This is a genomic window from Sutterella faecalis (assembly GCF_006337085.1).
Taxonomy (GTDB): domain Bacteria; phylum Pseudomonadota; class Gammaproteobacteria; order Burkholderiales; family Burkholderiaceae_F; genus Sutterella; species Sutterella faecalis.
In genome coordinates this window covers 1,768,277-1,793,014 of record NZ_CP040882.1, presented here as the reverse complement: position 1 = coordinate 1,793,014, position 24,738 = coordinate 1,768,277, and the positions used below count along the sequence as shown (strand labels likewise).

Annotated in this window: 22 protein-coding genes; 10 read left to right on the top strand and 12 right to left on the bottom strand. The window is 59.2% G+C overall.

Features of this window, described 5'->3' with window-relative positions; all coding sequences use genetic code 11:
- Position 1 precedes the first annotated feature (1 nt).
- The 6 genes from FG381_RS07360 to FG381_RS07335 all read right to left on the bottom strand — a co-directional run bounded on the left by FG381_RS07360 (position 2) and on the right by FG381_RS07335 (position 6,992).
- Positions 2 to 730 carry an amino acid ABC transporter ATP-binding protein gene (locus FG381_RS07360; protein WP_165697889.1) on the bottom strand — a complete coding sequence of 243 codons (729 nt, stop codon included), beginning with the start codon at positions 728 to 730 and terminating at the stop codon, positions 2 to 4.
- Positions 731 to 774: 44 nt separating this feature from the next.
- Positions 775 to 1,461, bottom strand: coding sequence for an amino acid ABC transporter permease (locus tag FG381_RS07355; protein WP_139688214.1), 687 nt, complete (start codon positions 1,459 to 1,461; stop codon positions 775 to 777).
- Positions 1,462 to 1,473: 12 nt separating this feature from the next.
- Complete coding sequence (locus FG381_RS07350; RefSeq protein WP_139688213.1) at positions 1,474 to 2,208, bottom strand: amino acid ABC transporter permease; 735 nt, start codon at positions 2,206 to 2,208, stop codon at positions 1,474 to 1,476.
- Between the two features lie 196 nt (positions 2,209 to 2,404).
- The gene (locus FG381_RS07345; protein ID WP_139688212.1) at positions 2,405 to 3,307 is read right to left on the bottom strand and encodes a transporter substrate-binding domain-containing protein; all 903 of its coding nucleotides are present in this window, start codon (positions 3,305 to 3,307) and stop codon (positions 2,405 to 2,407) included.
- Between the two features lie 210 nt (positions 3,308 to 3,517).
- Positions 3,518 to 4,279, bottom strand: coding sequence for an enoyl-CoA hydratase-related protein (locus FG381_RS07340; protein ID WP_139688211.1), 762 nt, complete (start codon positions 4,277 to 4,279; stop codon positions 3,518 to 3,520).
- 13 nt (positions 4,280 to 4,292) lie between these two features.
- Positions 4,293 to 6,992, bottom strand: a complete 2,700-nt coding sequence (locus FG381_RS07335; protein ID WP_139688210.1) for a bifunctional acetate--CoA ligase family protein/GNAT family N-acetyltransferase — start codon at positions 6,990 to 6,992, stop codon at positions 4,293 to 4,295.
- Between the two features lie 226 nt (positions 6,993 to 7,218).
- On the opposite strand from FG381_RS07335, the gene mtnA reads away from it, so the two are divergent.
- The 6 genes from mtnA to FG381_RS07305 all read left to right on the top strand — a co-directional run bounded on the left by mtnA (position 7,219) and on the right by FG381_RS07305 (position 12,620).
- The gene (mtnA, locus tag FG381_RS07330) at positions 7,219 to 8,313 is read left to right on the top strand and encodes an S-methyl-5-thioribose-1-phosphate isomerase (protein WP_139688209.1); all 1,095 of its coding nucleotides are present in this window, start codon (positions 7,219 to 7,221) and stop codon (positions 8,311 to 8,313) included.
- A complete protein-coding gene (locus FG381_RS07325; protein ID WP_139688208.1) occupies positions 8,300 to 8,962 on the top strand; it encodes a class II aldolase/adducin family protein in 663 nt (220 codons plus the stop codon). The genes mtnA and FG381_RS07325 overlap by 14 nt, the downstream gene beginning before the upstream one ends.
- Positions 8,959 to 9,222, top strand: coding sequence for a hypothetical protein (locus tag FG381_RS07320; protein ID WP_165697852.1), 264 nt, complete (start codon positions 8,959 to 8,961; stop codon positions 9,220 to 9,222). The genes FG381_RS07325 and FG381_RS07320 overlap by 4 nt, the downstream gene beginning before the upstream one ends.
- 169 nt (positions 9,223 to 9,391) lie before the next feature.
- Complete coding sequence (locus FG381_RS07315; RefSeq protein ID WP_139686987.1) at positions 9,392 to 10,585, top strand: IS110 family RNA-guided transposase; 1,194 nt, start codon at positions 9,392 to 9,394, stop codon at positions 10,583 to 10,585.
- 553 nt (positions 10,586 to 11,138) lie between these two features.
- Positions 11,139 to 11,582: a hypothetical protein gene (locus tag FG381_RS07310; RefSeq protein ID WP_139688207.1), complete on the top strand. Its 444-nt coding sequence runs from the start codon at positions 11,139 to 11,141 to the stop codon at positions 11,580 to 11,582.
- A 24-nt stretch (positions 11,583 to 11,606) separates the two neighbouring features.
- On the top strand, positions 11,607 to 12,620 hold the full coding sequence (locus FG381_RS07305; protein ID WP_139688206.1) for a DUF7146 domain-containing protein: 1,014 nt from the start codon (positions 11,607 to 11,609) through the stop codon (positions 12,618 to 12,620).
- Between the two features lie 4 nt (positions 12,621 to 12,624).
- Here the strand turns inward: FG381_RS07305 and FG381_RS07300 are convergent, their stop codons facing one another.
- The 6 genes from FG381_RS07300 to FG381_RS07275 all read right to left on the bottom strand — a co-directional run bounded on the left by FG381_RS07300 (position 12,625) and on the right by FG381_RS07275 (position 19,701).
- The gene (locus FG381_RS07300) at positions 12,625 to 13,488 is read right to left on the bottom strand and encodes a DMT family transporter (RefSeq protein ID WP_139688205.1); all 864 of its coding nucleotides are present in this window, start codon (positions 13,486 to 13,488) and stop codon (positions 12,625 to 12,627) included.
- Positions 13,489 to 13,610: 122 nt separating this feature from the next.
- A complete protein-coding gene (gene aspS, locus FG381_RS07295) occupies positions 13,611 to 15,416 on the bottom strand; it encodes an aspartate--tRNA ligase (RefSeq protein WP_139688204.1) in 1,806 nt (601 codons plus the stop codon).
- Between the two features lie 205 nt (positions 15,417 to 15,621).
- Positions 15,622 to 16,284, bottom strand: a complete 663-nt coding sequence (locus tag FG381_RS07290; protein ID WP_139688203.1) for a DUF502 domain-containing protein — start codon at positions 16,282 to 16,284, stop codon at positions 15,622 to 15,624.
- Between the two features lie 106 nt (positions 16,285 to 16,390).
- Positions 16,391 to 16,615 (bottom strand): FmdB family zinc ribbon protein, encoded by a 225-nt coding sequence (locus FG381_RS07285; RefSeq protein WP_139688202.1) that lies wholly within the window; start codon positions 16,613 to 16,615, stop codon positions 16,391 to 16,393.
- A 166-nt stretch (positions 16,616 to 16,781) separates the two neighbouring features.
- A complete protein-coding gene (fusA, locus tag FG381_RS07280; RefSeq protein WP_139688201.1) occupies positions 16,782 to 18,830 on the bottom strand; it encodes an elongation factor G in 2,049 nt (682 codons plus the stop codon).
- A 160-nt stretch (positions 18,831 to 18,990) separates the two neighbouring features.
- Complete coding sequence (locus tag FG381_RS07275; protein ID WP_139688200.1) at positions 18,991 to 19,701, bottom strand: response regulator transcription factor; 711 nt, start codon at positions 19,699 to 19,701, stop codon at positions 18,991 to 18,993.
- A 241-nt stretch (positions 19,702 to 19,942) separates the two neighbouring features.
- Between FG381_RS07275 and FG381_RS07270 the strand changes: the two genes are divergently transcribed.
- From FG381_RS07270 to FG381_RS07255, 4 genes are read left to right on the top strand one after another with little or no spacing between them, the layout of a single operon-like run.
- Positions 19,943 to 21,355 carry an efflux transporter outer membrane subunit gene (locus FG381_RS07270; protein ID WP_139688199.1) on the top strand — a complete coding sequence of 471 codons (1,413 nt, stop codon included), beginning with the start codon at positions 19,943 to 19,945 and terminating at the stop codon, positions 21,353 to 21,355.
- A gap of 21 nt (positions 21,356 to 21,376) precedes the next feature.
- On the top strand, positions 21,377 to 22,681 hold the full coding sequence (locus FG381_RS07265) for an efflux RND transporter periplasmic adaptor subunit (RefSeq protein WP_139688198.1): 1,305 nt from the start codon (positions 21,377 to 21,379) through the stop codon (positions 22,679 to 22,681).
- A gap of 23 nt (positions 22,682 to 22,704) precedes the next feature.
- The gene (locus FG381_RS07260) at positions 22,705 to 23,448 is read left to right on the top strand and encodes an ABC transporter ATP-binding protein (protein WP_139688197.1); all 744 of its coding nucleotides are present in this window, start codon (positions 22,705 to 22,707) and stop codon (positions 23,446 to 23,448) included.
- Positions 23,445 to 24,653 carry an ABC transporter permease gene (locus tag FG381_RS07255; RefSeq protein ID WP_139688196.1) on the top strand — a complete coding sequence of 403 codons (1,209 nt, stop codon included), beginning with the start codon at positions 23,445 to 23,447 and terminating at the stop codon, positions 24,651 to 24,653. Before FG381_RS07260 ends, FG381_RS07255 begins: the two co-directional genes overlap by 4 nt.
- Positions 24,654 to 24,738 lie beyond the last annotated feature (85 nt).

Genomic DNA, 24,738 nt, shown 5'->3' with positions numbered 1-24,738 from the left:
ATCAGTGATTAAGGATCTTCGAGAGGAATTTCTGCGCACGTTCGGTATGGGGCTGGCTGAAGAACTGCTCTGCGGGCAGATTCTCGATGATTTCGCCGGCGTCCATGAAGATCACGTGATCGGCAACCTTCTTGGCAAATCCCATTTCGTGCGTGACGACCATCATCGTCATGCCTTCCTTGGCGAGACTCACCATCACATCGAGCACTTCGTTGATCATTTCCGGGTCAAGCGCGGACGTCGGTTCGTCAAAAAGCATGCAGATCGGATCCATGGCGAGCGCGCGGGCAATAGCAACGCGCTGCTGCTGGCCGCCCGAGAGCTGTCCGGGATACTTGTCGGCGTGAGCAAGAAGGCCTACGCGGTCAAGAAGCTTGAGGCCGCGGGCAAGCGACTCTTCGCGGGAGCGGCCAAGAACCTTCATCTGCGCAAGAATCAGGTTTTCGCGAATGGAAAGATGCGGGAAGAGTTCGAAGTGCTGAAAGACCATGCCGACGCGGCTTCTGAGCTTCGGCAGATCGGTCTTCGGGTCGCCAACGGAGACGCCGTCAACGATGATTTCACCCTTTTGGAAGGGTTCAAGGGCGTTCACGGTCTTGATGAGCGTCGATTTGCCTGAGCCCGACGGGCCGCAAACGACGACGACCTCGCCTTTTTCAACGTTGACGTTGCAGTTCTTGAGAACCTGGAAGTTGCCGTACCACTTGCTGAGGTTCTTAATTTCAATCATTGCCATGAGAGGGATCCTTAAGGGTGAGCTCTTCTTCTAGTGTGTCAGCGTGCAGCGACAGCCATCTTCGCCTGCAGGCGGCGAATGAGCATTGAGAGCGAAAGCGAGACTGCAAGGTAGCAGGCAGCTGCAAAAGAGTACATCAAAACGAGCTGTCCGTCGCGCTGTGCGATCTTAACGACTGCGCCCATGAAGTCGCTGCCGCTGATGACGTAGACGAGACTGGTGTCCTGGAAAAGAATGATCGTCTGCGTGAGGAGCACTGGGAGCATGTTGCGTACAGCCTGCGGAAGAATGACGTAGCGCATCGTCTGGGCATAGGACAAGCCGAGGCCCGTGGCGGCAAAGTACTGCCCGCGGCCGATCGACTGGATGCCTGCACGCATGATTTCCGCAAAGTATGCCGCCTCAAAGAGCACAAATGTGATGATGGCGGTCAGATTGGCGCCGATCATCACCGGATGATCCAGACCAAAGATGAGGCGGAGCACTTCAGGCATCAGGAGGAAGAACCAGAAGAGCACCAGGACGAGCGGAACAGCGCGCATCAGGTTGATGTAGAGGCGCGCAATGAACGAAAGCCATCCGATGGAGGAAAGGCGGGCGAGCGCAAGGAGCGTTCCGAGCGCAAGACCGAAAACGGCAGTGATGGCTGTAAGCTCAATGGTGTAGCCGGCGCCGGCAAGGAGGAAGTCCACCGAGCCGGAGATTGAGGAAAAATCAACGGACATGATCGGTGCTCCTTACTTGGCGGCAATGAAGCCGGGAATGACGCTCTTTTTCTCGACCCAGGCCATGAGCTGATTCACGACGAGAGCGATGATGATGTAGAGAATCGTGGCCCACAGATAAGCGGCAAAGAAGGTGAAGGTGTTTTCACCCATTTCATTGGCGCGCATCGTGAGCTCCGGGAGACCGATCGTCATGGCGACGGCGGTGTTCTTGACAAGGTTCATCGATTCGCTCGTAAGGGGCGGCACGATGAGGCGCATGGCCATCGGGAGCACGACCTGGACATAGGCCTGAACGGTCGTGAAGCCGAGCGCTTTTGCAGCATTGGGAAGGCCCCGCGGAAGCGATGAGATGCCGGCGCGGACCTGCTCGGCAATACGCGAGGACGTAAAGAGCCCCATGCAGATGAAGGCGGTGACGAACTGTCCGACGGCAGGATCGACCTCAATGAGCCAGTCCTTGTACCAGGGAACAAGTTCGGGGACGACGAAGTACCAGATGAAGATCTGGACAATCAAGGGAATATTGCGGAAGAGTTCAATCCAGGCTTCACAGACGCCGCGGATGAATTTATTTGGCGCTGTTCGCAGAGTGCCGACAATGATGCCGATAAAAAGTGCCAGCGCAAAAGCGGCGATGGTGAGGCCGATCGTCCACCAGGCGCCGTTGAGGATGTAGACCCACCAGGGGTCTTCTGTAAGGAGGGACTGCTCAAGAAGCGAGTCCAGACTGAAATTGAGCGCCATGACGCAATCCTCTTTTTATTTCTCCGACGACGCTGCGCAAGGGGGTCTTCCCGTGAAGCCCTCAGTCAAGTTTCTGAAGGGGCGCGCCGTCCGGGGCGGGAGTCTGTGACGTTTGAAGAAGATCCCGGGTGCAGCCAAAGTGCTAGCAGACCGCACCCGGGATTGAAAAAGATCAATCAGAAACGGCAGGACCGGATCAGATGCCCTTGTCGCTCGGGTTCTTGAAGAGCTCCTTCGTGTAGGAGTTCATCTTGAAGTTGAGGTTGGTGTTCTTCGGAGGAATCGGCGACTCAAACCACTGCGTGTAGAGCTTCTCAAGTTCGCCCGACTTGATCATGTCGGTGACGGTCTTGTCGACAACGGCCTTGAATTGCGGATCGTCCTTGCGGAACATGGCGCCGTAAGGTTCGACGGAGAGCGCCGCGTCAAGGATCGTGAAGTCCTCGGGATTGGAAAGGTTGGCAATCTGGCCGGCAAGCAGAACGTCGTCGATGATGAAGGCGTCGGCGCGCTTGTTGGCGACGAGCTGCATCGATTCCGCAAAGTCCTTCGTCATCAGGTAGCGGAACTTGAGCTTGTGATCGCGTTCGTAGGCCTTCGTGAGGGCCACGGATGTCGTGCCGGAGGTGAGCGCAATGGTCTTGCCGTTGAGGTCGTCAATCGTCTTGATGCCGCTCGACTTCCAGACGGCTGCGGAGACCTGAATGCCGAAGTAGCTCACCGAGAAGGCAGCTTCCTTCTGACGCTTCAGAGAATTGGTGGTCGAGCCGCATTCGATATCGACGGTGCCGTTCTGGATGAGCGGGATGCGGTTGGCCGAAGTGACCGCCTGATACTTGATGTCAAGCTTCGAGAGGCCGAGTTCCTTCTTGACGGAATCCGCAACGCGCTGGCAGACCGTGAAGGCATAGCCTGTAGGCTTGCCGTCGGCGTTGAGGTAGGAGAACGGAACCGAACTTTCGCGGTAGCCGAGCGTAATGGAGCCGGTTTCCTGAACTTTTTTGAGCGTGCCCGTAAGCTCAGCCGCGCTCACGGCGGTGCTGGCGGCGAGAAGACATGTGGCAGCGACGATGGCTGTGCGGCGGGAAATCTTGAACATATCTGGCTCCTGATCTCTGAATGGTCTCTTGGAATGCTGCAGGTGCCGTATGCGTATCGGGGCGAACCTGTAATAACTATTGAAGCAATAGCTGTGCCAAAAGTCGGGAGCGCGGGAAATGAGGTTCACAAATGAAAAATGCCCTGCATTGCGGCTGCAGGGCATTTTCGAGTGCATCAACGTGGTGCATCAGCACTCATTTGGTGCATATTAATCTTCTGCTTGAAAGACCGGGCGCCGTCCTTCGAGGAAGGCTTTGAGCGCTTCCGCTGCTTCAGGCGTTGCGCTTTGGCGGGCATAGATTTCTTCCTCAAGCCTGATGCTTTTCTCAATTTCTTCGCCGCGGGCGGCCTTGAGGACAGCCTTGGTGCCGGCTACGGCAAGGGGCGGCAGCACGGCAAGGCGCGCCGTCTTGGCGGCAACGACATTGTCGAGGTGCTCATCCTCAACGACGCGCGTGATGAGGCGCATGGCTTCTGCTTCATCCGCACTGATGGGTTCGGAGAGAAGCAGCTTTTCGGCGGATTTGGGAAACCCGGCGGCGGCCGTGATGATGGCGCCGGCTCCCCAGCGCGGCGTGCGGGCGAGCGCTACCGAAGGAAGCGAAAAAAGAGCATGAGGGCCTGCATAAACCAGATCGCAGTAGAGAAGCGCCGTAAAGGCTTCTCCCACGCAGGGGCCGTTTACCTGGGCGATGACAGGCTTCGTAAAGGCGCGGATGGCGGCAAAAAATTCTCCTGCAGCGGCTTCAGCATCCTGCGGTGCCGCAAGCATTTCCTCAAGATCCGCACCGGCGGAAAAGACCGAGCCGGCGCCCTTGAGCAGAACGACGCGGACTTTGGCATCGCTTTCGGCATCCGTGAGCGCTTTTGCTAGGGTGCGGAACATATCGCACGTCAGTGCATTGCGCCGCTCCTTGCGGTCGATGGTGAGATGAAGAATCCCGTATTGAAGGGTGGTCTGAATGCTCATTGTTTATCTCATATCAGGTATCGCGGAGCGTTTTGCTCCAGGCAACCGTCGGGGAAACTGCCGGGGCTGGAGCAGCTTCGTAGCCGCTTGACCGCATGAAGCTTTCCATCGGTTCGTTGCCGCGCAGAACGTAGCCCGTCATTTTATGGAAACCCTCAAGGAATGCTTCGGATTCGAGCCAGTGAAGAAGTTTCCGGGCGATGCCGAGGCGATGCATGTCGTCGCGCACGCAGATGCCGAATTCAGCTTCCAGTTCCGACAGGGCCGACCAGCGTCCGCAGGCCGCAATGCGTGCGTTTTCGTCTGTTGATTCAACGAGCACCCAGGCGCCGCTTCTTGACCAGTCCGGACGGCAGAGCTCAGCAATGCGCTCATCGGAAAGGGCGGCATTCGTGTGGAAGCGATAGTAGCGGGAGGTTTCCGAGAGTTCCTGAATGAAGGCTTTCAGAAGCGGGAAGTCGTCTTCAATAAGTGCTCGCAGAGAGAGCGTCCTGCCGGAACGAAGCTCTATTGTACGCAGGAGCTCCCATTGGGCAGGCTGGAGGGCGAGATGACTAAAGTTCCGGTCGGCAGCCAACGGCGCATCATAAAGCGCGGCTTCGGCATCCAGAACGAGTAGGCCGTCAGGAACCGGCACCACCGGTTCAAGGCGGAGTTCCCGAAGCGCCGGGACGGCAGCGGCGAGATCTGAAAGCCGGCAGATCGCGTTGAAGAGCGTCTCCCAATTGATTTCCGGAAGACCTCGGTAGTCGCCGAGCGCAATGGCCGCCTTCGGGGTTTGCGCAAGACGTTCTGCGGCCAGCCGGGAAATGGGGGGAAGTCCTACGGCACGGTCGTCGTATAGGGAAGAGGCGAGACCTGCTCCGCCGAATTCCACGACAGGGCCGAGAACGGCATCCAGTTTGATGGAAAGCCTCAGTTCACGCTCAAGGGAGTGGGATGCCATTTTTTCAACCAGCACGCCTTCGGGACGTGCAAGGGGAGAAAAAACCTCAAGATTGGCGGTGAGTTTTTCCCAGGCTTGAGCGAGTTCGTCCGGACCGGAAATGGAAAGAAAAACGAGACCGGAGGCGCTGCGGCTCCCCAAACCTTCGCTCACGGCTTTGATGGCGACGGGCCAGCCGATTTCCTTCGCGGCATCAATTGCCTGTGCCAGCGACATCGTGAGCTTCGCCGGGACCGGCTGAAGTCCCAGCGTGCTGACGAGTTCGCGAACCTCCCGGGGTCCGAGTACATGGCGGCCGGAATGAAGGACGTGCTCGAAAAGCGTGCGGATTCTTTCCAGTTCTTCTTTTTTGAGGAAGCCCCTGCCATGCTGAGGCGGCGAGCGGCGCTCGCGGATGATGTCCTCGCGTTCGGCAAGAAGACCGAAGGCTCGCATTGCGAGTTCCGGCGTGCGTACGGGGATGATGCGCGAATCGGGAAAAGCGGCCAGCTGACGGCGCACAACCGGGGTGCTGCGGCTGGAGATCCAGGAAACAAAGACCGGCTTATAGGTCTTCATGGCTGCGCGGGCGATTTCAGAGAGCGTCGGATCGAGCGTAGAAACCGGACTCGGGCCGATCACTACGGCGGCGCCGTGGATCCCGGCGTCGTCGAGCACCATGCCGAGCGTTTCGGCAAAACGTTCTCCAGGCGCGCTTGCGCCAAGAACGACAGGGTTGACGGGGATATGTTCTTCCGGATGCGTCTTGTGAAGCGCCTGAATGGTTCGATTCGAGAGCCCCCGGATGATGATGCCCGCAGAGTCGGCGGCATCAGCGGCGAGTGCGGCTACGCCGCTGTCGTTGGCAATGATGGCGGCCGAGCGGCCGGCAGGGAGGGTTCCCGAAGAAAAGGCCGCTGCTGCCGCGCAGAATTCCTCATAGGTGCGGACGCGCAAGGCTCCGGAAGCGGCGAGGAGTGCGTCAAACGCTTTGTCGTCGCCCGCATCCGTGCCGAAGCGGCCGGCAGCGAGTCTGTCGGCCGCATATCCTGAACCGGGACCGGCGCGAAGCACAATGACGGGTTTTGTTTGAGAGGCTTTTCTCAGAGCGCATGCAAAGGCTCTGGGGTTTCGGAGCGCCTCAACTTCAATCGCAATCACGCGGGCGGCGGCATTCGAGGAGAACCATTCAATGCACTCCGCCATGCTGATGTCGGCTTCAAGTCCGGTATTGATGATGCCGGCAAAGCCCAGGCGCGATTCCTCAGCATGATCCATGAGTCCGGTCGCAACCATTGCCGACTGGGTGATGAGCGCAACCCCGCCCGGCAGAGGCATCCTCGGCCAGAAGCTGGCATTGATGCCTTTGGCCGGATTCAGAATGCCGATTGAGTTGGGGCCGATGAGCCTTGCGCCCATCGCGCGGGCGGATTCGAGGAGCTCTTCGATTTCAAAGCGATCAGAGAGCGGCCCCTCTTCCTGGGGCGCGAAGAGAACGGCCTCGGGCGGTTTGCCCGCGAGCTGCCTGAGGGCGGCAGGAAGGTGCTTTCTGCCTACGCAGAGGATGGCAAGGTCTATTCGGTCTGTTGGAATTTTGGAAATATCCGCAAAGCAGGGACGCTCGCCGATGAAGCGGTATTTGGGATTTACCGCCCAGAGGCGTTCGAGTCCCGTCGAGAGCGTGACGGAGCGCCAGACGTAATAACCGCGGCTTCCCGGATTGCTGCTTGCGCCGATGACGGCGACGGAACGAGGGGAAAGCGCGGCGGATAGCTTTGAGCTCAACATGAATCGGCCATGCGGAAAGTGCGTGCACTCGAAAGTGTAGCCGGAGAGACCTGTCGACAAGTGCTTGCTAAACTGCAATATAAGGGCCGGAGGATCGGTTTTTGCGATTATTTCCGGCGCCTCTCTGCTTCACCCTGGCGCGCAAAGCGGGACTTTCTTCAGAAAGCCGTCCGGCACGCGTGCTGCCGCTTCCCGCAGCTAAGCAGATTCCCCCGGAGGTAAATGTATGAAGGTCAATGGCATTCCCACCCGCACCATTCGCGCACTTGATGACGGAACTGCCGTCGAAATCATCGATCAGACGCTGCTGCCCTATCGATTTGAAAAGCGCGTGCTTTCGGACTGGCGCGACTGCGTGGAGGCGATTGATGTGATGCGCGTACGCGGTGCGCCGCTGATCGGCATTACCGGCGCCTGGGCTGTCGTGCTGGCGACGAAGGAAAACCCGGAAAACGCCGCGCTCATCAAGGCGGCCGAGCAGATTCAGAATGTTCGCCCGACAGCGGTGAATCTTTCCTGGGCGGTTCAACGGATGCTCGCGGCGCTTCTGCCGAGGGATCCGTCTCTGAGGTTCCCGGCTGCAGTGAAGCTCGCAGAAGCGATGACGCAGGAGGATGTCATGCTTTCGCGCGCGATTGGAGACGCGGGCTACGGCTTGATTGCCGAGCTCTACAGGAAGCTTCGCCGGCCGGTCAACATCCTCACGCACTGCAATGCCGGGTGGCTCGCCACCGTCGACTACGGCACCGCGCTTGCACCGATTTACTTTGCCTTCGAAAGAGGCACGCCCGTGCACGTCTGGGTAGACGAGACGCGGCCCCGCAATCAGGGGCTGCTGACGGCCTGGGAGCTCGGTCAGCAGGGCGTTCCGCATACCATCATTGCCGACAATGCCGGCGGCGAACTCATGCAGAAGGGCGCGGTCGATATGGTGATCGTCGGCGCCGACCGCATTACGCGCCGGGGAGACGTTGCCAATAAGATCGGCACCTATCTCAAGGCGCTCGCCGCCAAGGACAATGAAATTCCCTTCTATGTGGCGGCGCCTTCCTCGACGATCGACTGGAAGTTGAATGACGGCAAGCGCGAAATCCCGATTGAGAACCGATCTGCGTCCGAGGTGCTTTCGCTGCGCGGCATTGACCGTTCGGGCGAGGTTGCCACCGTGCAGCTCGCTTCTCCCAATGAATCGGCGGCGAATCCGGCTTTCGACGTGACGCACAACCGCTTCATCACCGGCATCATTACCGAGCGAGGCGTTTTTTCGCCCACCAACCTTGCTGCAGCCTTCCTGGATCAGATTGCAAATGCAGGACTCTGAGGAATTTGCGCTGAGGCGCGCCGTGATTGAAACGGCGCGCGAACTCAACCGCCGCGGCATCAACGTCAACAAATCCGGGAACATCTCTGCCCGCTTCCGGGAAGGCTTCCTGATCACGCCTACGGGGATTCCGTACGAATCGCTGATCCCCGAAGACATCGTTTTTATTGATCTGAAAAGCGGCGGATTCACCGGGAAGCGGCTGCCGAGCTCCGAGTGGGAAATGCATGCCGAGGTATACCGCGCCCGGGCTGATGCAGGGGCTGTCGCGCATTGCCACTCGGCTTACGCCACAGCGCTGGCGTGTCAGAACATGCCGATTCCGGCTTTTCACTACATGGTGGCGGCTGCCGGCGGCGATTCGATTGACGTGGTTCCCTACGAAACGTTCGGCACGCATGCGCTCGCCCTGCGGGCTGCAGAAGCGCTTCAGAAGAAAAATGCCTGTCTGCTCGAGCATCATGGGTCGCTTTCTCTTGGGAAAACGCTCGGGAAAGCCATTGCGCTTCTTGCCGAGGTCGAGAATCTCGCCCGGCAGTACTGTATTGTTCGTTCGCTTGGCGAACCGCGCCTCATTCCGGCTGATGAGATGGCGCGTGTCGTTCAGAAATTCAAAACGTACGGTCGTCAGCCTGGAGATAAAGAGTGAAAAAGCCCATACCTGCCCCCCGCGAATGGCTGCGCTGCGACGGTACGACGGTTTCCTGCACGGAATCGGTGCGCGTGCTCGAGGAAAACTGGCATGAAGTCGCTGAACTCCTGGCCGAAAGCTATGAGGACGCAGTTCTCCTCGGCGTCGGCAAAAAAGAATTCAAGGACGCGATGAAGCGTCTGATTGATGATCTCGAGTGCGATTGGGCCGAGAAGACTGCTCCGGTGGAGTCGCTCCCGAAAGGAAAGGCAAAATGAAGAAGCGTCTTTGTGCAGCGCTCTCCGCAGCGTTGGTTCTTCCTTTTTTCCTTGCCGCCTGCGCTCATCCCCAGCTTAATGACATGGACCACCCACTGCATCGAACCCGTTCGAGCGAATGGGCGCGACAATAGGTGTATCTACCTCTAATACCGCAGGAGGCCATGCCATGACAAAGAAGCATACGCAAACGACGCTTGATGTTTCCATCGAATATTCCGCGATCGGGCTGGACCTCGCCAAATACGACGTTTCCTTGGCAGCGGTGACGCTCAACGAGGGAGAAATTATTTGTATCGACCGCGTGACTTATGCTGAGCTCTATGAGCTTGCCGACAAGCTCTCCCCGACGCTGTTTGCAGTTGAACCGTGCTGCGGCTACTCGCAGCTTGCCCTTGAGCTCGAGGCTCGCGGCCATGAGATGCGCGTTATCAACGGCAAAGTCGTCAAGATGTGGATCGACACGCATATGTCGGGCCAGAAAACCGACATCAACGATGCGCTCGCGCTTGCCCGGCTGACGGCCGATCCGGATCTTCGGCCTATTCGCGCGAAATCTCTCGAAGAATGCCGCATTATGACGGTGCAGGGCGTGCGTCAGCAGCTGATCGGACAACGTACGAAGACGCTCGTCAGCTTCAAGGGCTTTGCCCAGACCTGGGGAATCCACATGCCTGCCGGCAGGCGCAATCTCAAAAAGATGCGTGAAGCCGTGGAAGCTAAGGCAGACATGATGGGCGACGCAGCTGTCTCTGCTCTGACGACGATGCTTGACCGCGTGAAGACGCTCGATGATCAAATTCATCAGCTCGACAAGGACCTTGAAGCACTGGTCAGCGCCAATGCCAACGGCAGGCTGCTGAAGAGCGTCATGGGCGTCGGCACTCAGATCGCCGCCCGCTTCATTACGGTTGTCGGCGATGTAAAACGGTTTGAAACGTCACGCTCGCTTGTTGCCTACATCGGATGCGTGCCGAAAAATTACATTACGGGGCATGTGAATAAGCCCAGACAAAAGAAGAGCTCTGCTCCCGACCTGAGCAGCAAGGGCCAGGGGCGAATCAGCCGCCGCGGCGACAAATTGCTGAGATCCCTGCTGATGCAGGGTGCGGCCTGCATCTACATGCAGTACTGCAAGAGGCAGCTGCCCGACTGCCAGCTCACAAAGTGGATTGACAAGCAGCTGGCGGTGAGGAAGCCCTACGGCAAGATCATGGTGTCGCTGGCGGCGAAACTCATCCGGATCGCATGGGCGGTGCTCACCTACGGCAAAAAGTTCGACATCCACAGAGCGGGCGTCCCCCGCTCGGTGCTGGCGGCGATGGCCGTTCAACCCAGCAATGAGGCTGCCGCTGCAGCATGAGGCATCGGCAATTCCATAACTAATCGCGTGAAATGAGAAACCCTTTTCTGTAAGGCTTGTCCGACAGCTATTCATGTCGAATTGCACTTGATGCATGTGGCTTTTTATTGGCAAGGACAAGACTTCTGATGAGTTCATTTTGGCCATGGCATGCAAGCATGCCGACAGGCCTGAGAGATTAACGGAAGCGGCCTCTCTCGTTGATGCGTGATTACTGGGACTGGAATACTGCCGGCAACAACCAAAATGACATAACACGGATTAGCCGATGTAGGGTCGCTAAGTCCGAATGCGGGCTGCGCTTCGCTTGTCGCATTCGCACATAGCGACATTGTATCGGCGGAGGTCCTGTAAAGCGGCTTACGCGGCATATGCTCCGCTCGGCCTGAAGGCCGTGCTCGCTATTCCACGACCGCTTGACAGGAATAGGCTCAGTGCCTGAAGGCACCAGGCCAGCAATGCCGCCAGCTGCCGCTATAAGGCGCTCGACTAACTCACTGCCCGCAGCTTCGCTCCTGAGCTCGCGCGTTACCGTACTTGGAGCTTGACAAACGTGGGTGGTCCAGAGATTGACATGGGGGAAAGCGACAGTCAGATTGTTGAATACCTCGGCAATCCAGACGCCCGCGTAGAACTTCCCGACGGCAGTACGCGGCTCGTCTACTCCGGGCAAGGCGCGGCACAGGAGGTGTGGTGGCTTACGCTTGATAAAACCGGGAAGCTCGTAAGCCGCATCAATGCGCTCGATCGCGAACACTTTGCCTTGATCAAGCCGGGCGTTTCCACCGAAAAGGATGTCTGGAATCTATTCGGCAAGTGCGCGCAGAAGTATGAATTTGCCCTCTCGAACCAACATGCCTGGATGTATCGCTTCAAGGATGAAGGCGCTTTCGATATGGCCTGCTGGGTGCAGTTCAACCCCGAGGGCATTGTGACGGAAGTGGGCTATACGCTTGATCCCTGGAAAGACCAGGACCACTGGCTGATTTCGTTCTGATTTTTTACTCCGGGAGCGGTCTTCATGGACACTGCCCTCAACCGCATCAAACATACGGCTCAGGGGCGCTGGCCCGAAATTTTTGCCGCTGCCGGAATGGATTCCGGGCACTTTGTGAAGGCCAATCGTCCGTGTCCGCTTTGCGGCGGACGGGATCGCTTCAGCCTTCTGAAGGGAGAGCGGAATGAACCCGACGGGCGCTGGTACTGCCGGGGCTGCGGGTATGGAGACGGCATTGAGCTTGTGAAGCGCTTTAAGGGAACAACCTTCCCGCAAACGCTTCGCTGGCTCGAGTCGTATCTCGGCATCGAGCATCGGCGTGAGAGCTTTCGCCTCCGTCCGGAGGCGCTCTCGGAAGCGGAAAAGAGCGCCCGGAGGAGGGAACGCAATCTTGCTTTCTGGAATGCGGCAGTGCCGCTCCGGGAGTTGAGCCGCGAGTCGCCGCAGTGGAGGTACCTCGCTTCGCGCGGACTTGGGGCTTGCGACGTGAGCGCAATGCTGCGTGCGGAAGCAGAAGCGGATGCCTGGGAAACAGATGATGATGGGCAAAGCCGTCCTGTCGGGAAATACCCCGCGCTTCTCGCGGCAGTGACGGACGGCAGAGGCGAGATCATCACGCTTCACAGAACTTTTCTGACGCCCGGTGGCGGCAAGGCTCCGCTTGCGTCTCCCAAGAAGCTCGCACCCGGAGCAATTGAGGACGGTCTCATCAGGCTCTTTCCGCCTACGGCGATTCTTTGCCTCGCCGAAGGCATAGAAACAGCGCTTTCCGTTCATGAAATGACCGGGCTTCCTGTCTGGAGCGCCATTTCGCTTACAGGCTTCAGAAAGTTCGGAGCCGTGCCTGAAGGCGTGAAGAAGATTCACATCTGCGGCGACAACGACCGCTCTTATGCCGGAGCGGCGGGAGCCTACGAATTGGCCTCCCGCATCAGCAGAGGCCGGCCGGATATCGAGGTGACGGTTCATATTCCGCCTGAACCCGGAACAGACTGGAATGACGTTCTCCGTTCAGGCGGAAGACTGGAAATCCGCTGAAGCCTTATTTCTGCGGCGTACGCTTTGTGAGCACTGTGGCCGAAACGCCGGCTACGATGATGACGGCGATGCCGATAGCCGTGGCGGGAGCAATGGGTTCGGCAAAGAAGATGAGCCCGAGCACTGCGGCAAAGACAATGGCCGAGAACTGAAGCGCGCTCGTGAGAAGCATGTTGCCGGCGCCCCATGCGCGGGTGAGGCAAAGCTGCGCGAGGGTTGCGGTTACGCCGATCCCGAGAAGCGCCGGGAGGTCCTCTGTCCGGATTGGATTGAGTCCTCCCGCGGTAACGAGCTGGCCCAGAAGCCCGCAGACTGTTCCGAAAAGCGTGAAGTAAAACACAATGCGCCAGTCGGGTTCGCCGATTTTGGTGAGCCCCTTCACCTGCATGTAGGCGAGCGCCGAGAAGAATCCGGAGGATAGTCCGATTGTTGCGGCAAGCTCCTCGCCTGCATGCACTTCCGGGCGAAGCGCGAGGACAACGCCGATGAAGCCCGCGGCAATGGCGGCAAGGAGCCCGAGGCTCGGGCGGCGGCCGGCTCGAAGCGCGAGCACGGACACGAAGAGCGCCATATAGAGCGGGCTCGTGTAGTTGAGCGTCATGGACGTGCCGAGCGGCAGTACGCCGAGGGTCCAGAACCAGATCGTGAGGCCGAGCGTACCGAAGAAGCTTCTTTTCATATGCGAAAAGAAGAATTGCGTTCGCAGCGTCTGCCGCTTAAGAAGCACCCAGAGTGCGATCACAATCATGCCGAAAAGCGAGCGGTAGAAGACGAGCTCAAAGGTGGAGAAATGTTCTGCGCCGAGCTTCGTGCAGACAGCCATCAGCGAAAAGAGAAAAGCTGCGGCGAGCATCCAGAGGCTTTGCATGAGAGAGTGTCCGGGAGCGGAGAAGTAGAGGGTAAAGAAACGAAAGCCCCGCAGTTTGTGCGGGGCTTCCGTTGGAGCCTCAAAAGAGAAGAGGTTCCTTCAAAGAAGGCATCAGGCAGGGATTACTGCTGAACGTCTTCCTTCTTCGGTTCGCGGCGCAGCTTGATGTGAAGCTCGCGCAGCTGCTTTTCGTCAACCGTCGACGGAGCCTGCGTCAGGAGGCACTGAGCGCGCTGCGTCTTCGGGAAGGCGATGACGTCGCGAATCGAATCCGCTTCGACCATCATGGCAACGATGCGGTCGAGGCCGAAAGCGAGGCCGCCATGGGGAGGCGCACCGAACTTGAGGGCGTCGAGGAGGAAGCCGAACTTCTGACGAGCCTCTTCAGGACCGATCTTAAGCGCGGCGAAAACCTTTTCCTGAATGTCCTCGCGGTGGATACGGATCGAGCCGCCGCCGATTTCCCAGCCGTTCAGGACGCAGTCATAGGCCTTGGCGTAGCAGTGTTCCGGATCCGTGAGGAGCTTGTCTTCGTCGCCGTCGAGCGGGCAGGTGAACGGATGGTGGCAGGCAACCCAGCGGTCTTCTTCTTCCGAGTACTCGAACATTGGGAAGTTGACGACCCAGAGGGGCTTCCAGCCCGGCGTAAAGAGCTTGTGCTCCTTGCCGAATTCAGAGTGGCCGATCTTGAGGCGCAGGGCGCCGAGGCTGTCCCAGACGATCTTCGCCTTGTCCGCGCCGAAGAAGACGACGTCGCCGTCCTTGGCGCCGACGCGTTCGAGGATGGCCTTAAGCTCTTCGTCGGAGAGATTCTTCACGATCGGCGACTGGAGGCCTTCGCGTCCGCGGGCGAGCTCATTCACCTTGATGTAGGCGAGGCCCTTGGCGCCGTAGATCTTGACGAACTCGGTGTAGGTGTCGATTTCGGAGCGCGGCATGGAAGCGGCGCCCGGGACGCACATGGCCACAACCTTGCCGTTGTGGAGCGACTTGACGCCGGAGAAGACCTTGAAGGCCGAGTTGGCGACGATGTCGGTCACTTCGTGCAGACGCAGGCTGATGCGGAGATCGGGCTTGTCCGAACCGTACATCGCCATCGCGTCGTCGTAGAGCATGACGGGGAACGGATCAACGAGATCAACGTCGATCGCTTCCTTGAAGACCGTGCGGACGAGCTTTTCCATCAGGCCGCGGATCTCGTCCATGTTGAGGAACGAGGTTTCAATATCGACCTGGGTGAATTCAGGCTGACGGTCGGCGCGAAGGTCTTCGTCGCGGAAGCACTTGACGATCTGATAGTAGCGGTCGAAGCCCGCGATCATCAGGAGCTGCTTGAAGAGCTGCGGGGACTGCGGCAGGGCGTAGAAGCACCCTTCCTGAACGCGAGACGGCACGAGGTAGTCGCGGGCGCCTTCAGGGGTGGAGCGCGTAAGGGCCGGCGTTTCGATGTCGATGAAGCCGTTGGCGTCAAGGAACTTGCGGAACGCCATCGCCGTGCGGTAGCGGGTGCGCAGGTTCTTCTGCATGACCGGACGGCGCAGGTCGAGCACGCGGTACGTGAGGCGCGTCGTCTCGGAGAGGTTCTCGTCGTCGAGATGGAACGGAGGCGTGGCCGAAGCGTTGAGGATCTCAAGTTCGTGGCAGAGAACTTCGACGCCGCCCGAGATCAGGGAGTCGTTCTTCGTGCCTTCAGGACGCGCGCGGACGAGGCCGACGACCTTGAGGCAGTATTCATTGCGGCAGCGGTCGGCGGTGGCAAACACTTCCGGACGGTCCGGATCGCAGACAACCTGCACGAGACCCTCGCGGTCGCGAAGATCGATGAAGATCACGCCGCCATGGTCGCGGCGACGATGGGCCCAACCGTAGAGGGTCACAGTCTGGCCGATGAAGGACTCATCAACCAAGCCAGAGTACACGGTTCGCATAAAAGCTCCCAGAATTGCTGGCCGCAGGGCCAGCAGGGTATGAAAAAAATAGCGCGCCCCAAACCCTTTCGAGGCTGGGGAGCTGCCTTGAAATCTGTCGCGCTTGGGGGTTGTCCGGCGCTCCGTCGTTTGTAGCGGCAGCGCTCCGGGACCAAGCCGTAGCATGAGTTTAGCTCGAAAGACCGCCTCGCGAGCGCGTTTTCCCCTAATCGGCGGGCTTTTTTGCCTGATTTTCTGCTGAAGCGTCGCGCTTTTCGGACGTTCTCTTAAGAGCGCCTTCCGGCGTCATGACGCCGAGCGAGACATGGAATTTAAAGGCCTGTTCGATCGTGGCCGTGGTCTTATGCAGCTTTTCGCGCTCGACCATGATGACGTAGCCCGAGGTCGGGTTGGGGGCCGTCGGCACGAAAACGGTCACCATCTCCGTGGCAGAAAGCGTCTCGAGCGTTTCTTTCCCGGGAGTCGCCACGATGAAGCCGTAGGTCCAGCATCCTGCGATGGGAAATTCAATGAGCACAACTTCTCTGAAGCTCTGGGTCCGGTCGGAGAGGACCGTAGCAAGGATCTGCTTCACGCCTGAATAGATCGGACGGACCACGGGGATCTTGTCGAGAAACCATTCCCAGCGCGACACAATCCATTGTCCGAGCATGTTGGCGACAAGCACCCCGGTGAGGAGAATGACGGCAGCGGCGAGGAGAAGACCGAGTCCCGGGATTTCAAAACCGATGAGCTTTTCGGGATTGAGCTCGGGCGGCAGAAGGTTGAGGACGGCGTCGGACCAGCGAATGAGGCTTTCGAGAACCCAGAGCGTGATCGCGAGAGGTACCCAGAGCAGAAGACCGGCGGAAAAGTATTTCTTGAGCATGATGAATTGCGCAAAAAAGCCGCGCAGCGAAAAGGTTCGCGGCACGGCTTTCAGAAGCAGCGCATCTGCAAGGCGAGCAGCGGCGCAGCAGAAAAAGTTCCCGAGACTACTTGTCCGAATGCGTGTGCGCAGCCGGAACGGCCTTGGGGCCGCTGTTGAAGTCGGTGGCAGCCCAGCCGGAGCCCTTCAGCTCAAAGCCAGGAGCTGAAAGTTCCTTTCTCAGGGTGTCCTTGCCGCACTTCGGGCATTTTGTCAGGGGCTTGTCGCTCATCTTCTGCAGGAAATCCTTTTCGAACCCGCAGGAGGTGCACTTATATGCGTAAATCGGCATGATCGCATGGTCCTCGCTAGAGGACCGAAAAAAGTTCAGTCAATCGCCACGCATTATAGGAAAGAGGACGACAGTTTTTTCTTGCTGTCGTCCTCTTCTTTGAAGTCGAAGTTCGTCAGGACTCGGGACGAAGGCTGAAAAGCTCCGTCCCGAAGTTCGCAGTCAATCAGTCCTCATCGGCACGCTTGAAGTGGGCCGCAAGCTCTGCCTGACGGGCTGCCGGCACCGGCTGGTAGCTTGAAAGCTCCATGCTCCAGGCGCCGGTACCCTGCGTGAGGGCATGAAGGCGCGTCGCATAGTTTTCGAGCTCGGCGAGCGGTACGAGCGCCGTCACTTCGATGTCGCCGCCTGGAAGCGCTTCGGTGTTGGTCACCTGACCGCGGCGGCTGGCAAGGTCGCCTGCGATGTCGCCCATGTAGGCTTCGGGAGCCGTCACTTCAACGGAGACGATGGGTTCGAGCACCTGAGGCGCCGCTTTGGCGAGCGCGTCGAGGAAAGCTTTCCTGCCAGCGGCAACGAAGGCGACTTCCTTGGAGTCGACCGGATGGCTCTTGCCGTCGTAGACGGTAACGCGCACGTCTTCGATCGGGTAGCCGGCGACAAAGCCCGTCGCCAGAACCTCGCGCACGCCTTTTTCAACGGCCGGGATGAGGTTGTAGGGAATGACGCCGCCTTTTACCTGATCGACGAATTCGAAGCCCTTGCCGCGTTCGAGCGGTTCGATGCGCAGGTAGACCTCGCCGAACTGGCCGGCGCCGCCCGTCTGCTTCTTGTGGCGGGCATGGCCTTCAGCCGGTGCGGAAATGGTTTCGCGATAGGGAATCGAGGGAGCGGCCGTTTCCACTTCAAGCTTGAAGTTGGCGCGCATGCGGTTGAGGATCGAGCGCACGTGCATGTCGGTGAGGCCGCGGATGACGGTTTCATTGAGGACCGGATCGTGCTCGACCGACATCGTCGGGTCCTCGCTCTGCATCTTCGCGAGGACTTCGTTCATGCGGCTTTCGTCGCCTCTGCGCGCCGGGCGAATTGCAAGGCCGTACATGGGGCGCGGGAAGTTGATGGGACGCATGCGGACGCCGCCGTCCATCGGATCGCCGTGAATGACGGAGCCGTACTGAAGTTCGTCGATCTTGGCGAGCGCGCCGATGTCGCCCGGCGAAAGGAGATCCGTTTCCTGCGTGTTCTTGCCCTGCAGAATGAGCGGACGCGTTGCCTTGATCGGCTTCTTGCTGTCGTCGACATAAAGGACGGAATCTCTCCGGATCGTGCCCTGGTGCACGCGGAAGACGCCGATCTTGCCGATGAAGGGGTCGTTCACAATCTTGAAGACCTGAGCGATGACCGGGAGGTTCTTGTCCGGATAGGTGCGGAAGGGCGATCCGTCCTTCTTCTGGAAGAGCGCTTCATTGGCTTCGCCGGGATGCGGCAGGTGGCGGATGATCACCTTCATGAAGTCGCGGATGCCGATGAGGTTCTTCGCCGAAGTGAAGCAGACCGGGATGACATGTCCTTCGCGGAGCGCCTTGGTGACGAGCGGGTGCAGAAGCCTCGGGTCGACATGGCCTTCCTCGAGGTAGCGCTCGAGCATTTCGTCATCCTCCTCGACCACGCGCTCGATGAAGGCGCGATGAACGTCTTCAACGGTCATGATGTCGCTGTCGCCGTCCTCGCGATCGAAGCAGTCGATGACGTGCGTGCGGTTGCGCGTCGGAAGGTTGATCGGCAGAACGCCCGGGCCCCACGTTTCACGCAGTTCCTCCAGACACTTCTCAAGATCGGCATCCGGCAGGTCGAACTTATTGATGACGATCATGCGGCAGAGCCCGCGCTCCTTGGCAGCCTCCATCATCCGGCGCGTGAGAAGTTCCGGACCGCGCGTCGGGTCAATCACGGCGCAGACGGATTTCACGGCGTCGAGCGCCGAGAGGTCCTGGCCGAGATAGTCGGGGTAGCCCGGGGTATCGAGGATGTGAATGCGGACAGGCGTAAGGTCCGCCATGGCCGTGTCCACGTGAGCAACCGCGAGGCGGATGGAATGTCCAACCTCTTTTTCGAGTGCGTCGTTGTCGCACATCGTGTTGCCGCGTTCAACGCTGCCGAGCTCCGGAATCATGCCGGAGCGGTAGAGCATGGCCTCGATCAGAGAGGTTTTGCCGCAGGAACCGTGGCCGACCAAAGCGAGGGTGCGCAGATTCTCGGTGGAATAGTTGCTCATGGCTGATCCTTTATTTTTAGGAAAGATTCAGACCATTCTGCACTCTCATGCCGGGGAATCGGAGAAAAGCTGAAGAGAGCTTGATCAAAAGCGCAAGACAGAATCAAGCTGTGGCCGCGAGCACGCGATTGTGTGATACTTATAAGTTCACGTTCCGTCGTCAGAGGCTTTGCAGTTCCTCAGGAGGACGGACGATCAGCTGGTAGCCCACGCCGCGCACGCTTTCAATGGCAAGCGCCTTGCCCACAACAGCGCTCAGCTTGTGGCGGATTGAGGAAACATGCACGTCGATGGCGCGGTCATATGGGCCCATCGGCCGGCCGAGCACCTTCGGATAAATTTCCTCCTTGGAAACCGGTCCGCCCGCGTTGCGGGCAAGAAGTTCAAAGAGGGAAAACTCGGTAGTGGTGAGCTCCACAGGCCTGTTGCCGGCCTTTGCAACGCGCTCGGTGGGGTTGACGACAAGCGGCCCCACAACAATGGGGGTTGCCGTCGCCCGCGAGCTCGAGGATCGGCGAAGGATGCCGCCGATATGCGCATAAAGCTCCCGGGGCGGGCAGGGTTTTACGACCGCATCGTCGGCACCGGCTTTTTTGATCGCTTCGGCGTCTTCTTCCGTATCGGCAAGCATGAGTACCGGCGTGTCAGAGCGGGTCCTCAGCGCCGCAAGCATGGCCTCTCCGGTCATGCCAGGCATGACTTCGTCGCAAATGATCAGATCGAGCGCTTCATGTTCGACAGCGTCAAGCCCTGCTTCAACGGCATGCGCAGGAAGCGCATGAAAGCCCTCAAGACGAAGGTAGTCGACAAGCAGCGTGCACCGTTCGGCGTCGGTGTCGATGATCAGAATGCGGCGAGGATTTTTAAACATGTGCCAACTGATGCTAAACAAAGGTCCCGCCTATCTTAACAAACCTTTGCGGCTAAATACGGTTGACGAAAGCGTTGGGAAGCCATCGACTTAGAAAGCGCTTAGGCCTGAATGAGTCTTCTCTGAAGCTGAAAAAAGTGCTAACCGGAAAGTTTTGAAATATGCGGCATTTGCCGCTTCTGAGCGCCTGTTTCAGCAGACAATTGCCTCAATGAAAAGCATTCCTATCGGAGAATAAAAAATGCATGCAGGTCTGCGGCCTCTCTCACTCGCTGCCGCGCTCTGTCTCGGACTCGCCGGATGTGCCGTCGAGCATCCGGATCTTGATCGAATGACGGCGGATATGACGCCGGGGAATTGGCAGCGCTCCTCCCTGCCGACCGGCAGCATTGTTGCCTGGGATAATTTCTGGGCGCGCTGGCAGGATCCGGTTCTTACTGCACTCCTTGAAAAAGCATTTGAAGCCAATCCGGATATCGCAACGGCTGCGGCAAATCTGCGTTCAGCCGAGGCGAGCATCACTTCTGCCAATGCGGCGCTCTGGCCGACGGCTTCGCTGGGTGCAAATGCCGGGAAAAATCGTTCCGGCGGAACGACGCGCGATTCCTTCTCGCTCGAGGGTTCGGGCGGACTTGCGCTCAATCTTGCCGGGGCTGAATTCTGGAAAGCGGATGCGGCAGAGCTTTCTGCGGCCGCGTCGCGCTATTCGCTCGAGGATGTCCGCGCGGCAACCGCCGCAGCGGTCGCCGAAGCCTACGTCAATCTTCGTGCCGCAGAGGCGCAGCTCGAAGTGGTCAAGAAGTCGCTCGCCAATTACATGGAGACGGCGGAAACTTCCCGCTGGCAGTTTGAGGCGGGAACGGGCGCGGCGTCAGAAGCTGAGGACGCCATGGTGCAGCTCGCTTCCGCACGCGCCCGCATTCCGACGCTTGAAGGAAGCATCTTCGAATACCGGAATGCGCTGATGCGGCTTACGGCGACTCCGGTGGAGCAGCTTGAACTTGGAACTTCCAGCGTCATTCCGCTGCCGCCCGATGATGCGGCCGTTGCCATCCCTGCAGAAACGATTGCCAACCGGCCTGACGTGCGCGCGGCCCGCCTCAATGTTGAGGCGGCTCTTCTGCAGCTGAAAAGCGCAAAGAGCAATTTTTTCCCTTCTCTCAATCTCTCGGGAAATATCGGCACGACGGCTGCCACCGTGAGTGCTCTGGGTACTGCCGGCACGGGCGTGGCGGGACTTGCCGCAGCGCTTACGCTTCCCGTTCTCAACTGGGGATCGCTTATCGCGGGTGAAGAGAGTGCGGCGGCGGAAGTGGACAGAAATGTAGCCGCCTACCGCTCAACGCTCCTTGCAGCGCTTGAAGAAACCGACAATGCCATCTCGTCAATCGCCAATGCGGAGCGGCGCCGGACGGATCTTTCCCGTGCTGTTGAGCATGCGAGATCTGCCGAAATGCTGGCGCGCCAGGAATATGAAGCCGGAATCGGCGACTACACGATGCTTCTCTCGACGCAGCGTTCGCTCCTTTCCGCAGAGGAATCCGAATTAAGCAACCGCGCGGATCGCGCCGCGGGCTACATACGTCTTTACCGCGCGCTCGGAGGCGCCTGGGCAGTGGATGCCGCAAGAGAAGACGGTGCTCAGAAGAATTAAGAACAATAAGGAATTTTGGTCATGACAGACGATAAGAAGACGCCTCAGGCGAATGAATCCGTGAAAGAGCTTCTGGGCGAGGTGCGCAGGCCCTGGTATGTCCGTGCGCTTCCCTGGGTTGTTGTTCTGGCGATCGCCGGCGGGGGCGCCTGGTATTGGCAGCAGAATCAGGCGGCAGGAAGCCGGGTGCAGTATGTGACTCAGCCTGTGACCAAAGGCGAGATTCGCGTGACGGTGACGGCGGACGGCACGCTCAACCCCACGCGTACGGTGACGCTTGGCTCCGAACTCTCCGGGATCGTGCGCAAGGTGAATGTGGACGTGAATGACGAGATTCACGCGAACGACGTGCTGATTGAGCTCGACACCCGCAACCTCGAGTCCAAAGTGGCGAGCGCCAGGGCGGCGCTGGCGAGCGCTAACGCGAAGCTTGCGGAAAGCCAGGCGACGCTTCGCGAAGCCGAGGTGAAGGATAAGCGCTTGAAGGAGCTCAATAAGCTCTCGGGCGGCAAGATGCCTTCGCGGACCGAACTTGATCAGCAGGAGGCCGCGGTGGCAACCGCCAAGGCTGCTGTTGAAGTTTCCCGCGCTTCGATTATTGATGCGGAGGCTTCTCTGAGTCAGGCTGAGACGGATCTCTCGAAAGCCATGATCCGCTCGCCCATTGAGGGCGTCGTGCTGGCGCGCTCGGTGGAGCCCGGCTACGCCGTGGCGGCAAGTCTTCAGGCGGTTGAACTCCTCACGCTCGCCACCGACCTCACCAAGCTTGAGCTTCAGGTGAAGGTGGATGAAGCCGACATCGGGAGCGTCAAATCCGGGCAGCGGGCCTACTTCACGGTAAGCGCCTATCCGGACAAGCGCTTCCCTGCCACGCTGCGCAAGGTGGCCTTCGGTGCGACGACGACGGAAAATGTTGTGACCTACACCACCTATCTGGATGTGGAGAACGCCGATCTGCAGCTTCGTCCCGGCATGACGGCATCGGCAACCATTTCCACGGCCCAGCGCCGGGATGTGCTTCTCGTGCCCAATTCCGCCCTGCGGTTTGTGCCGCGCGAGGCGGCGCAGAAGGAATCTTCAAGCGCTCGCTCAGCCTTCATGCCCGGGCCTCCCCGCCATTCAGGCTCGCAGAAGTCCGCCCGCGAGGATTCCTCTCAGGGTCAGGCCGAACGCGTGCGCACGGTTTATGTGCTGAAGGACGGCGTCCCGCAGCCGGTGACCGTTCGCACCGGGCTTACGGACGGCGCGCATACGGAAATTCTCTCTGGAGAAATCCATGAAAAGGATGCGGTCGTGGTTGATCAGCAGCGCGCTCAGAGATCCTGATGGTCCGGATAGGGAGTTTATGAATGACGGATATTCCGCTTATTGAATTCCGCGGCATCGGGAAGCGCTACGGCACCGGGGAGGCGGCTTTTACGGCGCTTCACAGCATTGATCTCACGATTCATGAGGGTGAATTCGTCGCCATCATGGGGCCGTCGGGTTCGGGCAAATCCACCGCCATGAACATTATCGGCGCGCTCGACAGACCCTCCTGGGGGGAATATCTCTTCGAGGGCGTGCATGTGGAGAATCTCAGCAACGATGAACGAGCGATGCTTCGCCGCCGCTATATCGGATTTGTCTTCCAGGGATTCAATCTTCTGCCGAGAACGACCGCGCTCGAGAATGTTGAGCTGCCGCTTCTTTACAGGGGACTCAAGCGTGCCGAGCGCCAGAAGCTCGCCTTTGCGGCGCTCGATCGCGTGGGGCTCGCCGACTGGGCGCACCACACGCCGGCAGAGCTTTCGGGAGGCCAGCAGCAGCGCGTCGCGATTGCCCGCGCCATCGTCATCAAGCCGAAGCTTCTCCTGGCGGACGAACCGACAGGGTCGCTCGACAGCGCGCGAAGCATTGAAATCATGAAGCTCCTTTCGGACCTTAATCAAACGGACGGCATCACAGTTTCGCTTGTTACGCATGAGCCTGACATGGCGAAGTTTGCGCGCAGGCACATCATCTTCAAGGACGGACACCTCGTGCGAGACGACCGCGGGCTTCCGGGCGAAGGCCCTCAGACGCTTGCTAAGGAAGACGGAGGGGAAGCATGATCTGGAACGCATTTCTTCTTGCCGTACGGCAGATCTGGCGCAACCCCATGCGAAGTCTTCTCACGGTGCTCGGCGTCGTGATCGGCGTCGCGGCCGTCATTACGATGGTGACGATCGGCAATGGCGCAAGCGAGGCGATTCGCTCGGAAATTGAATCCTTCGGCAATAATCAGCTGATGCTGCGCCCGGGCATGCGTCTTGGCCCCGGACAAAGGATCGGGGCGCCTTCCTTCAAGATGGAGGATGTGACGGCGCTTCAGACGCAGCTTGCGGGTGTCGTTGCAGTGGCGCCGCAGGTAAGCAAGAGCGTCACGCTCGTCGCAAACGGCCGCAACTGGCAGACCAGCATTACGGGGACGACATTGAGCTACTTCACAATCGACAACCGTACTTTTGCGGACGGCCGAAGCTTTGAAGAGGCCGAGGAAATGGCGGGTTCCGCCGTCTGCGTGATCGGCTCCACCATTGCCAATGAACTCTTCGGACGTACCGACGGCGTGGTGGGCGAACTGATTCGAACCGGGAGCTTTTCCTGCCGCGTGATCGGGCTTCTCGCCACCAAGGGTTCCGCGGCCATGGGAGGAGACCAGGACGATGTCGTCATCATGCCGGTGAGGACCGTGCAGCGCCGTCTGATCGGCGACACGCGCGTCTCTTCCCTTCTGATCCTGATGGACGGCAATTCCGACCGTGAGCGCCTGAAGCAGGCGGTGAAGGACCTGATGCGCGAGAGACGTTCGCTTTCTGCGGGCGACGATGACAACTTCCAGATCATGGATACAGCTGAAATCGCTGAAAAGGTTGCCTCGACGACCGGCATCATGACGACGCTTCTCGCGGCGGTTGCCGGCGTGAGCCTCCTGGTGGGCGGCATCGGCATCATGAACATCATGCTTGTATCGGTGACGGAGCGCACGCGCGAGATCGGCATTCGTCTTGCCATCGGCGCGCTCGGCCGGGAGGTGCTCATGCAGTTTCTGATCGAAGCACTGATGCTCGGGTGCCTTGGCGGACTTCTCGGCATGGCGGTTGCATTCGGCGCTTCTTATGTGTTCTGCGCCTGGATGGAAGTTCCGTTTGCGTTCGATCCCTTCATTAATCTCCTCGCCTTCACGGTTTCGGCGCTCACCGGCATCGTATTCGGCTTTTTCCCGGCAAGACGAGCGGCGAGGTTGGATCCGATCGAAGCGGTGCGCCACGAGTAGCTGACCCGCAAAGCTTTCGGACTTGCATCAATGAGAAGGCCTCTGGAGAAGCGCTTCCCCGGAGGCCTTTCAGCATGTAGAGGAG